The sequence below is a fragment of the Coprobacter fastidiosus genome, from assembly GCF_030296935.1.
Taxonomy (GTDB): domain Bacteria; phylum Bacteroidota; class Bacteroidia; order Bacteroidales; family Coprobacteraceae; genus Coprobacter; species Coprobacter fastidiosus.
Map to the genome: position 1 here is coordinate 274,412 of NZ_AP028032.1, position 13,505 is coordinate 287,916.

12 protein-coding genes and 1 riboswitch are annotated in these 13,505 nt (G+C 36.5%); all 12 genes read left to right on the forward strand.

Going from position 1 to position 13,505, the window contains the following annotated elements; translation table 11 throughout:
- Nucleotides 1-34 precede the first annotated feature (34 nt).
- Nucleotides 35-1,069 carry an LPXTG cell wall anchor domain-containing protein gene (locus QUE35_RS01050; RefSeq protein ID WP_031258031.1) on the forward strand — a complete coding sequence of 345 codons (1,035 nt, stop codon included), beginning with the start codon at nucleotides 35-37 and terminating at the stop codon, nucleotides 1,067-1,069.
- The gene (locus tag QUE35_RS01055) at nucleotides 1,066-2,049 is read left to right on the forward strand and encodes a vWA domain-containing protein (protein WP_022599473.1); all 984 of its coding nucleotides are present in this window, start codon (nucleotides 1,066-1,068) and stop codon (nucleotides 2,047-2,049) included. Before QUE35_RS01050 ends, QUE35_RS01055 begins: the two co-directional genes overlap by 4 nt.
- Before the next feature lie 11 nt (nucleotides 2,050-2,060).
- A complete protein-coding gene (locus tag QUE35_RS01060; protein WP_022599471.1) occupies nucleotides 2,061-3,086 on the forward strand; it encodes a vWA domain-containing protein in 1,026 nt (341 codons plus the stop codon).
- A 48-nt stretch (nucleotides 3,087-3,134) separates the two neighbouring features.
- Nucleotides 3,135-3,905 carry a tetratricopeptide repeat protein gene (locus tag QUE35_RS01065; RefSeq protein ID WP_031258029.1) on the forward strand — a complete coding sequence of 257 codons (771 nt, stop codon included), beginning with the start codon at nucleotides 3,135-3,137 and terminating at the stop codon, nucleotides 3,903-3,905.
- A 30-nt stretch (nucleotides 3,906-3,935) separates the two neighbouring features.
- Nucleotides 3,936-4,376 carry a BatD family protein gene (locus tag QUE35_RS01070; RefSeq protein ID WP_022599468.1) on the forward strand — a complete coding sequence of 147 codons (441 nt, stop codon included), beginning with the start codon at nucleotides 3,936-3,938 and terminating at the stop codon, nucleotides 4,374-4,376.
- 25 nt (nucleotides 4,377-4,401) lie between these two features.
- Nucleotides 4,402-6,213: a BatD family protein gene (locus QUE35_RS01075; protein WP_022599466.1), complete on the forward strand. Its 1,812-nt coding sequence runs from the start codon at nucleotides 4,402-4,404 to the stop codon at nucleotides 6,211-6,213.
- A 14-nt stretch (nucleotides 6,214-6,227) separates the two neighbouring features.
- The gene (locus QUE35_RS01080; RefSeq protein ID WP_022599464.1) at nucleotides 6,228-6,974 is read left to right on the forward strand and encodes a tetratricopeptide repeat protein; all 747 of its coding nucleotides are present in this window, start codon (nucleotides 6,228-6,230) and stop codon (nucleotides 6,972-6,974) included.
- An 87-nt stretch (nucleotides 6,975-7,061) separates the two neighbouring features.
- A complete protein-coding gene (locus QUE35_RS01085) occupies nucleotides 7,062-7,754 on the forward strand; it encodes a phosphatase PAP2 family protein (protein ID WP_009316793.1) in 693 nt (230 codons plus the stop codon).
- A 166-nt stretch (nucleotides 7,755-7,920) separates the two neighbouring features.
- Nucleotides 7,921-8,190: a hypothetical protein gene (locus QUE35_RS01090; RefSeq protein WP_009316794.1), complete on the forward strand. Its 270-nt coding sequence runs from the start codon at nucleotides 7,921-7,923 to the stop codon at nucleotides 8,188-8,190.
- Nucleotides 8,191-8,218: 28 nt separating this feature from the next.
- Nucleotides 8,219-9,346, forward strand: coding sequence for a universal stress protein (locus QUE35_RS01095; RefSeq protein WP_022599462.1), 1,128 nt, complete (start codon nucleotides 8,219-8,221; stop codon nucleotides 9,344-9,346).
- Nucleotides 9,347-9,803: 457 nt separating this feature from the next.
- On the forward strand, nucleotides 9,804-10,958 hold the full coding sequence (locus QUE35_RS01100) for an MFS transporter (protein WP_009316796.1): 1,155 nt from the start codon (nucleotides 9,804-9,806) through the stop codon (nucleotides 10,956-10,958).
- 170 nt (nucleotides 10,959-11,128) lie between these two features.
- Nucleotides 11,129-11,331, forward strand: a riboswitch (cobalamin riboswitch).
- 117 nt (nucleotides 11,332-11,448) lie between these two features.
- Nucleotides 11,449-13,458: a DUF4465 domain-containing protein gene (locus tag QUE35_RS01105; protein ID WP_022599460.1), complete on the forward strand. Its 2,010-nt coding sequence runs from the start codon at nucleotides 11,449-11,451 to the stop codon at nucleotides 13,456-13,458.
- Nucleotides 13,459-13,505: the final 47 nt, after the last annotated feature.

Below are 13,505 nucleotides of genomic sequence, written 5' to 3' on the forward strand. Positions count from 1 at the left end.
AAACCTTATAACGGATAAAAATAGAAATTCTGAAATGAAAGATATTTATAAGGAATTATTGATGAAGTTTTTCGCAGTGGTGTCGGCTATCTTTATAGTTTGTCCGGTTTTTGCCGGAGACCCTGTCGTTCGAGCTCGAATGGATTCGGCATCTATATGGATGGGAGAGCAGACGCGGATACATCTGGAACTCGTACAGGATAAAAATAAAATGATTTCTATGCCGGTTTTAAATGATACATTGGTTACCGGAGTAGAAATATTGAATGTTTCGAAGCCTGACACCGTGTTGTTGGGCAATGATCGCATTCAAATCAATAGAGATATTTTAGTAACCTCTTTTGATTCGGGTTTCTATTATATACCGCCATTTCGGTATATTTTAAACAATGATACATTTTCTACTCAGACATTGAGTTTGAAAGTCGTTCCGGTAGAAGTTGATACGACTCAGGCTGCAATTGATATAAAAGGAGTACAAGAGCCTCCGTTTGTATTGTTCGATTATATTTCGGATACACTTCTTACAATTATAGGTATCATTATTTTATTGGCTTTGATCGTTGCCGGATATCTTTATTATAGGAAGAAAAAGAGACCCGAAGAGAAGACTGTTTCTCCGGAGGATCTGTTGCCTCCACACGAGCGTGCATTAAAAGCTTTGGCGGTTTTAAAGGAAGATAAACTTTGGCAGAATGGGCAGGAAAAAGAGTACTATACTCGGTTAACTGAGATTTTGCGTGAATATATTGATGATCGTTTTCATATTAATGCAATGGAGATGACATCATCTCAGATTTTGTCTGTTTTGCGTTCTAATAAAGAGACTAAAGCTGTTGATACACAGTTAAAACAAATTTTGGAAATGGCTGATTTTGTGAAATTTGCAAAAATGAGACCACTTCCGGATGATAATGAAGCAACAATGCGGGATGCAATAACTTTTGTTGAAGAGACGAAAGTCGTTGAAGAACAGCCCTCTACAAACGAAGAGAAAAAAGAAAACGGAGTACAGATCGATGGAGATAAAACCTCTATATCCGGTTCTGATAAAAAAGATGAATTATGATATTTGCGAATCCTCTATATTTATGGTTGTTACTTTTGCTTCTTCCGGCAATAGTCTGGTATATTATGAAGCAAAAAAAAGCCCAAGCCTCATTGCAGGTTTCGTCAACTTTCGCTTTTGATAAATTGCCGACGACTTATAAGGCTTATTTGCGACATTTGCGTTTTATTTTGCGTTTAGGCGTTGTTGCATGTGTGATTGTAGCGTTGGCCCGTCCTCAATCGACAGATAAGTGGGAAAACCAAACGACAGAAGGGGTTGATATTGTCGTCGCTTTAGATATATCGACAAGTATGTTGGCACGAGATTTTAAGCCCAATCGTATCGATGCGGCAAAAGATGTTGCGGCACAATTTATAACCGGGCGTACGCATGATAATATCGGGTTGGTAATATTTGCAGGAGAAAGTTTTACAATGTGTCCGATGACTACAGATCATGCCGTCTTGTTGAACTTATTGAAAGATGTTCAGTGCGGTATGATTGCCGATATGACAGCCATCGGAGACGGACTCGCAACAGCTGTAAATCGTATTAAAGACGGTCCGGCAAAGTCGAAGACGATAATATTGTTAACAGATGGTACTAACAATGCTGGGGATATTGCTCCGGTTACGGCTGCACAGATTGCAAAATCGTTCGGTATTCGAGTATATACGATTGGAGTAGGGACACAAGGAACTGCTCCGTATCCGGTTCAGACCCCGTATGGTATCGAATATCAGAATATTCCAGTAGAAATAGATGAAGTTACTTTGAAACAAATTGCCTCTACTACGGGAGGAGAATATTTCAGGGCTACGAATAAAGGTGTTTTGAAAAATATATTCTCAGAAATCGACAAGTTGGAAAAAACAAAATTGACGGTAACGGAATTTAGCCGTAGAGAAGAGAACTTTATGCCGTGGGCAATGATGGCTCTGATTTTGTTGATTTGTGAGATTGTTTTGAGAAATACTCTATTAAGAAACATTCCTTAAATGATTTGATTATGTTTCGATTTGCACAACCAGAATATTTATATTTTCTTCTTATAGTACCGCTAATATGGGTGCTTTACTTTTATAGTGTGTACAAAAAAAAGAAAAATTTGGCAAAGTTTGGTCATGTAAAAACACTTGAACCTTTGATGCCGGATGTTTCAAAATATAAACCGGGAACAAAGTTCTTTTTACAACAGTTGGCATTGATTGTTTTGGTATTTTTGATTGCCAGACCTCAAATGGGAGCAAAAGTGGAGACTGTGAGAAAACAAGGTGTAGAAATAGTAGTGGCGTTGGATGTTTCTAATTCGATGTTGGCTCGTGATATTAATCCGAGTCGTTTGGAAAAAGCCAAGATGATGTTATCTAAGTTGGTCGATGAATTGGATAACGATAAAGTCGGATTAATCGTGTTTGCCGGAGATGCATATACGCAATTACCGATAACTTCAGATTTTGTTTCGGCAAAAATGTTTTTGTCCAGTATCGATCCCAATATGGTTCCTACTCAAGGGACAGCAATAGGAAGGGCGATTAGTTTGGCAATGAATTCGTTTACTCCGGATGAAAGTGCCGATAAAGCGATTATCGTGATTACAGATGGAGAAAATCATGAAGATGATGCGGTTGCAATGGCTGCAGAAGCTGCAAAAAAAGGTATTCGTGTGGATGTGATCGGAATAGGTTCTCCACAAGGATCTCCTATTCCGATGAGTAATGAAAGTAGTGATTTCAGAAAAGACAATGAGGGAAATGTTGTCATTACTAAATTGAATGAACAGATGGGACAAGAAATTGCTAAAGCCGGAGAGGGTATTTATGTAACGGCGGATAATACGAACAGCGCTTTGCGGGCTCTGACCAGCCAGATAAAAAAAATGAAAAAATCAGATATCGAAAGTAAAGTATATTCGGAATATGACGAACAGTTTCAAGGACTTGCTTGGATTGTACTTTTGTTGTTGCTGGTTGATATTTTTATTTTAGATCGGAAAAACGAGTGGATGAAGAAATTTAATTTCTTTACTAAATAAAATTGTTTTTGGTCGATAAATAGACCGGACACTTAAAACGGAAAGGTTATGAAATATATAATAATGATAGTTTCATTGTGTTGTTTTACCGTACTTTCTGCTCAGAATTCGGCAAAAGAACCTATGTCCTCAAGTAAAGAAGTAAATAAAAAAGCTGAACGAAACAGCATTCGTGGCGGAAATAAACTATATTCCGATGAGAAATATACCGAATCGGAAATTGAGTACAGAAAGGCATTGGATGCCAATCCCGACTCATGGATGGGAATGTATAATTTGGGAAATTCATTGTTTCGTCAAGGAAAATATGAAGCAGCTTTCGAACAATATAAAAAAGCGGCGACATTGGAAACCGATAGTATAAAAAGTGCTCAAGCTTGGTACAACATGGGAAATGTATTTATGCAGGATAAAAAATATGCTGAGAGTATAGATGCGTATAAAAATGCATTGCGGCGTAATCCGAAAGATGACGAAGCACGCTATAATTTGCGTTTGGCTCAGTTGCTTTTAAAGAAACAACAACAAGACCAAAAAAATCAGGATCAAAATAAAAATCAGAATAAGGATAATAAAGACCAAAAAGACCAAAATAAAGATAATAAGGACCAAGATAAAAATCAACAGCAAAATCCTAAAGACAATAAACAGGATAAGAAAGACCAGGATAAACAACAATCATCTTCTCCTCAAATGTCTAAAGAAAATGCACAACAGATATTGGATGCTATGCAGCAAGATGAACGGAATACTCAAGAAAAAGTCCGTAAAGCTATGATGCAACAGCAGAAACGAAAGAAGACGGACAAGGAATGGTAATGATAATGTAAAGATTAAAACTTATTCGGCATGATAAAAAAAGCAAAATTCACTGTGTTCATATTTTTTCTCATAAGTGTTGCGACTTATGGAAGAAATAATGTGCGTTTTGAATTGATTGTCCCGGAAAAAGTAGAAGTGGGGAAAACATTTAAGGCTGTTTTTGTTTTAAAAAATGCACAAGGAGAAAATTTTAATCTTCCTATAGTAAAAAATTGCGAATTGGTTTACGGACCAGAGGTTTCTCGCAATGGAGGTTTTTCGTTTTGGGGGCGTACTCCGATCGAAACGGTATATACATTGATATTGAAGGCAAAGAAGACTGGAAAAGTTAAGTTCCCTTCTGCTTCAGTAGATGTAAATGGTAATGTTTTGAAGACAAAAAAAGTAAAAATAAAAATATTGCCGGAGAGTGAAAAAACTCGTGAAAAGAGGTTTAATGAAGCTCAACGGAAATATCAGTCTATATAAGTAATAAAAAATAGTATATATAAAAATGAAAAAATTATTTTTCATAATAGCGATTTTTTTCAGTACTATTTCATCCGGTTTTGCTGATGGGGTGAAATTTTCTGCTTCGGCGCCGGGACAGGTAATTAAAGGGCAGACATTCCAGATAACATTTACGTTAATCAATGCAAATGGTCAAGATTTAAGAGTCCCGGAATTTCCCGGATGTAATGTTCTTTTTGGTCCGGCAGTTTCTCAAGGGTCGCAGTTTACCAGTATAAATGGAAAAACAACAACTCAAACAGAAGAATCTTACACTTATACGTTAAAGGCGATTAAAGAAGGAACTTATAAGATAGGATCTGCAACTATTCGGGCAGGCGGAAAACAATTGACATCCAATACTCTCAATTTAAAAATTTTGCCTCCGGATAAAAATTCCGATGGTGGTTCTGATGATGACAGGGAATATGTACCTTCGGCTCAGAGTTCTGCAGGAACAGACGCAACGACATTTGCCCGTTTGATACTTTCAAGAACAAAGGTATATGAGCAAGAAGCTATATTGGCAACTATAAAATTATATACCAAAGCTGCCAATATGGGACTTGAGAATTATACTTTTCCGAGTTTTGACGGCTTTGTAGTTCAGGATATGCCGATTCAGAATCCTCAGTTTGAGTTAGATCACTATGACGGAGCTAATTATACGACAGTTGTGATTAAGAGAGCTTTGTTATTTCCTCAACGTTCGGGGAAAATAACGATTAATCCCGGTAAATTCGATATGGCATTACAGGTCGTTCGTCCTATGAGAGGACCTTTCGGTATGATGCGAGGTTTGCAGGAAGTAAAAAAGACAGTGCGTACACAACCGGTTACGGTAGAAGTATTGCCGTTGCCTGCAGGAAAACCGGCCTCATATATGGGAGCAGTAGGAACATTTACGGTTACATCTTCTATAAATAGAGAGAATTTGAAAACCAATGAAGCCGTAACTGTAAAATTGCAGATCAAAGGGGTGGGAAATCTTAAATATGTAAAGAATCCGGAGATCAAATTCCCTGCAGATTTTGAGGTTTATGATCCAAAGATTGATGTGAAAACTCAAAATACGACGTCCGGAGTAGAAGGTGTCCGCACGATAGAATATACAGCTATCCCTCGTAATGCAGGAGATTTTGTTATTCCGGGAATTGATTTTTCATATTTCGACGTTCATTCGAATAGCTATAAGACTTTGACAACACCGGAATATCATTTAAAAGTAGAAAAAGGCACAGGCGGTTCTTCATCTCAGATCTCCAATTTTACGGATAAAGAAGCTTTGCAAATGTTGAATCAAGATATTCATTTTATTAAAACCGGAAATTTGCATTTGCAAAAATCTCCGTCTATTATGTGGGGAAGTACGGGATATTGGCTGTGGTATATTTTGCCTGCATTGTTTTTTATTATATTTGTAATTATCAATCGGAAGCAGGCTCGGGAGAATGCAAATGTTACTTTAATGAAAACGAAGAAAGCCAATAAAGTAGCGACTCGAAGGTTGAAAGCTGCGGGAAAATATTTAAAAGAACATCAAAAAGAAGCGTTTTACAATGAAGTCCTGCAGGCTGTATGGGGATATTTGAGCGATAAATTAAGTTTACCGTTATCAGAATTGACTCGGGATAATGTGGCTACCGAATTAGCTAAATATGGAGCAAGTGAAGATTTGGTAAATCATTTTATGGAAATATTGGATACCTGCGAATTTGCTCAGTATGCACCTTCCCAATCAGATAGTGCAATGGATAAACTGTATGCGGATACGGTGGAAGCGATAGGAAAAATGGAAAATACCGTAAAAAAATAAATAGAGATATCGATATGAAAAAAATATATAGTATTCTGTTTTTTTTCTGCCTCACTGCTGTTGTTTGGGGACAAGAATTATTGAATCAGGCAAATCAATCATATAGTCGAGAAGATTATAAAAAAGCAGCAGAATTATATGAGAAAGCTCTTCAAGATGAAGGAATCTCTTCAGATTTATACTACAATTTAGGAAATGCCTATTATAAAGATAAGCAATATGCAAAAGCTATATTGAATTACGAAAGGGCATTATTGCTCTCTCCGGGAAACGAAGATGCACGTTTTAATTTGAATATGGCGAACAGTCATATAACAGATAAAATAGAACCGGTAGGCTCATTCTTTTTGACCGTTTGGATTCATTCTCTGATAAATACTTTGTCGTCAAACAGTTGGGCTATATTAGGTATTATTAGTTTTCTGCTTTTTATTGTAGGTATTTATTTGTATTTCTTTACAAGAAATGTATTATTGCGGAAAATAGGATTTTTTGCCGGATTATTATTGTTATTGGTTTCCATATTTTCAAATAGTTTTGCATCGGAACAAAAAGATAAAATAACCGAGCGTAACGAAGCCATAGTCTTTGCGCCGACGATAACGATTAAAAGTTCACCGGCTGAAAGCGGAACAGATCTTTTTGTTTTGCATGAAGGTACGAAAGTGAAACTTTTGGATAAAGTTGGAGATTGGTCTGAAATTTTGTTGGCAGACGGAAATAGAGGTTGGATACCGACAAATCAAATCGAAATAATTTGAAGTAAAAATATAAAGAACGCTTATTAAATTACACAAAACGGCGGAAGCATTTTGTCGCTTTGTGTAATCTTATTTTATAAAGACATTATGCTTGAGGAACTTATCAAGATAGATCAACAAATATTGTTATTGTTCAATCGATATCATACTGTATATTGGGATCAGGTTATGTGGGTATATACCGGAAAATATATCTGGATACCGCTTATTTTGTCATTTGTTTGGGTGTATTTTCGAAAAAACTGGAAAGATGCGTTATGGACAATATTAATGATGATTCTTGTCGTTACTGTATGCGATCAATTCGCTTCGACGATTTGTAAACCTTATTTTGCCCGTTTCAGACCGGCTCAAGATCCGGACTTTTCTCAGTTCGTTACTATTGCAAACGGATATCGGGGCGGAAAATTCGGTTTCATATCGAGTCATGCTGCGAATGCTGCCGGTTTGGTAACTTTTACTGCGTTATTATTCAGAAATAAATTATATACGATTACTGCTATTATATGGGCTTTGTTGACATGTTATTCCCGTATGTATTTAGGAGTTCATTATCCGGGAGATATTTTAGCAGGAAGTGTTTGGGGAATATTGACCGGATGGGGAGGTTATTATCTATATGTTACGGGGCGCAGTAATGCAGTAAAACGAGGATGGCTTCAAGGGAATCTTTCTCCTTATTATAATAATAAGGATGTTCGTATAATTGTTGCTGTAATTTATGTTACGTTTTTGGCTATATTGATTCTATCTCCTTGGATTAATTTCAGAATAAAGTAAACCCTGTTAATTTATACTGAAAAACTCACAGAAAATTTTCCCTGTGAGTTTTTTTATTAGAATGAACGATAAAAAAGTCCGATAAATTTGGAAATGTGGATTTTTAAATATAAATTTAATGCGTATTACAAACCATAGCTATTAACCATTTAAAACATTAACGACTATGACTAAAACAATAACATTTAATGAACTTCGCCGTATCAAAGATTGTTTACCCGATGGTTCTATGCACAGAATTGCAGATGAGTTGAATGTAACAGTACAAACAGTACGTAATTATTTCGGTGGAAATAATTATGAATACGGGAAAAATTGCGGTCTGCACATAGAACCAGGTCCTGACGGTGGTATAGTCGTATTGGACAACACTACTATATATGATATGGCGATGTCTATTCTTCAAGAAGAGAATAGCATGGCCGAAGAAAAATAGAAGTAAATAATTTTTAAACTTTTGCGTTATGGGCGATGATAAATTAATCACTATAGCCATTTATACGTATGAAAAGGCTCAGATTATAAAAGGCATTCTGGAGAACGAGGATATCCCGGTGGCTATCCAAAACGTAAATCTGATACAGCCGGTAATATCGTCAGGCGTACGCGTAAGAATCAGAGAACAGGATTTACCGCATGCTCTTCAAATTTTAGAACAATATTCGCTTTTCGATGATAAAGATCATCAAAAAGATAAAAATAAAAATCACGAAAAGAAAATTCTAATTCCGGTCGATTTTTCCGACTATTCTTTTAAAGCCTGTCAGATCGGCTTTGATTTTGCAAAGGCTCATAATGCCAAAGTGATGCTATTCCACGCTTATTTCAGCCCGTATTTTCCGGGTGCTATACCAATCACCGATACATTTACTTATGAAGTTTCTGAAGATGAAGCGCTGAAACAGGTGCAAGATCGAGTAGGAAAAGATATGGCTCGTTTTGTCGAGACTTTACATAAGCAGATTGCCGAAGGGTTACTGCCGGACGTAGAATTCGATTATATTCTTCGGGAAGGCATTCCGGAAGATGAAATCAATCATTACAGTAAGGAATACAACCCTATGTTGATTGTAATGGGTACGCGCGGAAAAAGCCAAAAAGAACTTGATTTGATAGGAAGTGTCACGGCAGAAGTTCTGGATTCTACAAAATTCCCTGTATTTGCCGTTCCGGAAAGTGTTCCGTTTACGATGATTGATGAGGTAAATAACATTGCGTTTTTTACAAACTTCGATCAACAAGATTTGATAGCGATAGATACATTTATGAGGTTATTCGGTTCGTATGATTTTAAAGTCAATTTCGTTCATATGAATACGAAGCGGGACGCTTGGAATGAGATCAAATTGGCAGGGATGAAAGAATATTTCGATAAACATTACCCAGGACGTGAAGTTGCTTATATGATGTTGGATGGAGATGATTTCTTGAATAGTGTAGAAAAGTTTATCAGAGATGAGAAAATAGACATATTAACAATGACGACACGAAAGAGAAATATATTTGCAAGGTTGTTCAATCCGAGTATTGCTCATAAGATGTTATTCCATGCAGATACACCATTATTAGTAATTCCTTCTGTCGGCTGGTGAAGGTTTTAAGCGAGGTAAAAATATATTCCCTGAAATACAATAAGTAATTTCAGGGAATATATTTTTTAGATACAGTTTAAAATCTTATTTCGTATTTTATTTTTGTGAGGATGATAGAGCGGGGCTATCTGATGAGTGAAAACGGGAAATAGAACGGAAGAAAACGTAAAGATGACCAGATAATATTTTTTTGTTGGAAAATTTAGGCAGGTTCTTATAGTAACCGAAAACGAATAGTTAAAAAAATATTTGTGTGAGATTTTGATAACCGATATCTTGGATAAATAATTTATATATAGTAAGATATATATTGTTTTATCATTTAAATTAATATCTGTATTATCCCTTTTTTCTTAAGAAATTCAGAGAAACTCTAAAAAAATCTGCTATTTTATATCGCTATTACGATCATTTTGCATAATTTTGGTTCATTAATAATACACACAATTGACCTCAGATGAAAAACAAAACTTCATTATCGGCACTTCTCGCAGTGCTGTTCGGATTCTTTATCATGGGATTCTGTGATGTAGTCGGTATGGCTACCTCTTATGTAAAAAACGATTTCGGATTGTCCGAAACATTAGCAGGTTTTATCCCTTCTGCAGTATTTTTCTGGTTTTTACTTCTGTCCGTTCCTACAGCTATCGTGATGAATAAAATTGGACGGAAGCGGACAGTTTTGGTAAGTATGGTTATAACCATTGTGGGAATGATGTTGCCTTTTATTTCTTACAACTTGGTATCTTGTATGGTCGCTTTTGCGTTTTTAGGAATTGGAAATACGATTTTACAAGTTTCTTTAAATCCGTTATTGACCAATGTCGTAAAAGGCGATGCTTTGACCAGTTCGTTAACCGGAGGACAAGTTATTAAGGCAATATCATCATTCTGCGGACCGTTTATTGCCGCATTTGCCTTGAGCTTTTTCGGATCTTGGGAATATCTTTTCCCTATTTTTGCTGTAATAACTTTGATTTCTACGCTTTGGCTGTTGGTTAGTCCTATTCAGGAAGAAAAACCCGATTCAGCTTCGTCATTCGGAGCGACATTCGGATTATTGAAAGATAAAACGATTTTGCTCCTTTTCTTAGGAATAGTGTTTGTCGTAGGTACAGATGTAGGAATGAATACTATTGCTCCGAAATTGCTAATAGAACGTTGTGGTATGGCTGTTGATGCCGCGGGATTCGGTTCGAGCGTATATTTTGCTTGTCGTACGGTCGGGGCTTTTGTCGGTACGGCCTTATTAGCGAAATATTCACCTGTTAAATTTTTCCGGATCAATATTCTTATAGCGATTTTAGGTATGTTAGCTCTGTTTTTTGTGAATGATTTGATGTTAATATACACAATGATCGGGTTAGTAGGGTTTGTATGTTCAAGTATTTTCTCTGTTATTTACTCTATGGCATTACAAAGTCGTCCCGACAAAGCGAATGAAATTTCCGGTTTAATGATTACGGGAGTTTTTGGTGGAGCGATTGTCCCTCCTTTAATGGGATATGCTACGGATTTGGTTGGAAGTCAGAACGGATCTGTCGCAGTTATTTTGGTTTGCATATTATATCTGACATATTGTTCTTTCGGCATTAAGGTGAAGAATAATTAAGAATTTAATAATTTATGAGACTCCGGGAAGTTACATTGTAGCTTCTCGGATTTTTTATGAGATATAGCTTAAAGTTCTATTTAAGATATGAATTTTTTACAGACAGAATAAGCAGAAAAAATATTTCCATAAAATTTAGATAGGCTCTAAAATAATTTTGTAATAAAAGTATTATCTTTGCTGCGCTTCGGTTCATAGTTTCTGTTCAGAGACATGATTAAAAGGGAATCAGGTGAGAATCCTGAACAGTCCCGCTGCTGTAAGCTCTGTAAAATGTTTTGACAAAATACTTTGCCACTGTTTATTATATATAAATGGGAAGGCGTTCAAAACAGGAGTAAGTCAGAAGACCTGCCAGGCAGATTCATTTCAATAGCTTTCGAGGAATAAGCTTTTGAGTATTATTGCGCGGTATTTTACCATATAATGTTCACTCCCTTATTTTTAGTTGGCTATTTGATTTTGGTTAGAATCAAATAAATATATCAGTATGCAGAAATTTTTACGTTTTAATTGTGAAAAAGATTTTGTTTTGCAGGGGGTGAGAAAGTCCCGAGTATTGCTTTGTTGCAGTTTATTGTCAGTTTCGTTAAATGTGGCGGGGCAAACGACATCAGTGACTAAAGTATTGGAATATGTGCCTGCACCCGGGCAATTCGTGAATGCATCTTTGCCTAAATATGAAGCAGGAGATACGGATGAATCGATTCGGGCAAAGGCAGAATCGACAATGAAAGCCGGTAGTTCGTTTATCGGTTTAGGGGCTTATGGAGGTTATGTGGTTGTCGGTTTTGATAAACCGATTGTGAATGTTCCCGGTGAGTATGATTTTAAGACAGCAGGAAATGCGTATGTAAATAATGCCGAGTGTGGAATTATTATGGTATCTCAAGATAAGAATGGAAATGGTCTTCCTGATGATGAGTGGTATGAATTGGCCGGTTCGGAATATAATAACCCCAAGACAGTTCATAATTATAAAATAACTTATTACAGACCTCAATACGATATAGAAATACGGAAAGGAGAAACTCCTGATGAAAATTATATAAATAATCCGGCTTCATTTCGTACAGAAACGGAAAATAATAATATTGCGGATGTAATGTGGAAAGATAATTTGGGAAATACAGGTTATGTATTACGTAATACTTTCCATAAACAGCAGTCTTATTATCCGATGTGGATCGAATCGGATGAGTTGACATTTTCGGGTTCTTTATTACCTTCAAATGCTGTACAGTCCGGCAATATATGGCAATTTCCGGCTTATGATTGGGGGTATGCCGATAATTGGAGTGCCAATGAGTCAGATGAGAAAATTGGGATGAAAATAGATTGGGCTGTCGATAAATACGGAAATCCTGTTCGTTTGACACATATCGATTTTGTGAAAGTATATACTGCTTTGAATCAATGTGTCGGAGCTGTAGGAGAGACATCGACAGAATTTAAGTCTGTCATAGATCTTCATCCCGATGCTCAAGTATCTGAAGACAAATCTGTTGTTTTGGATTTATCCGAAGCAGTTTTAGATGAATCGACAAAGGTTTCGGATTTTATTTTCGATACAGAAACGAAATTCTTTGATTTTAATGATTTGTTCCGTTTTTCACATTCGGCAACGGATTGGGGTGGGGGTTCTTTCTCTTGGGACGGTTTTGTTTGCAGTAAACAGCAACCCGATCTGAATGAACCTTCGGATTTATACAACCCGGATGGCAGTGTAAATACAGATGTCGTAAGTTCGTGGGAATATTTGCCGCAGAATACTTACGCTGCAGTGACCGGAGCAGGCGTAAACGGGGATAATACCCCATATATTTTCGGATATTGGGACTCATATAGTGATCAAAGTATTATATCTTTTGCAGACGGAATGTCTCATAAAGTAAACGGTGTGTATGTGACGAATGCTGCCATAAATTATATTTCGATGAAATATGGTGATTCTTATGGGAAAAAGTTTGGTGGAGAAAACGGGACAGATCCAGATTTCTTAAAATTGACGGCTGTTGGAAAGAATGGTGATACCGAGACCGGAAGTGTCGATTTTTATTTGGCTGATTATCGTTCAGATTATAGTTGTGACGATTATATCGTCACAGACTGGAGTTGGATGGATTTGTCTTCTTTGGGAGAGGTTTCTTCGATAGAGTTTTCTTTGTCGTCTTCAGATAATGGAGATTATGGGATGAATACTCCGACTTATTTTTGTTTAGATGGTTTGTCGGTAAATCCTCAGGCTTCAGTGCCGTCTGCAATATCGGAAAGTGAGAAAGCAGTTTCTTGGAGTGTATATCCTAATCCGGCATTAAATTATATTCGCATCAAAGGTGATGAATATAAAAAAGCTGATATTTATACGTTAAACGGAGTTCTTGTTCGTTCTGTTTCAGCATCTGAACAAATTTATGTAGGTGATCTGGCTACCGGACTATATTATATCCGGATTACAGATGATACATATACTTCAACATTGAAATTTATCAAACAGTGATAAGTTAAGTTTTCCTTTACAAATTAATCTGCGCAAAAAGAAGCTGT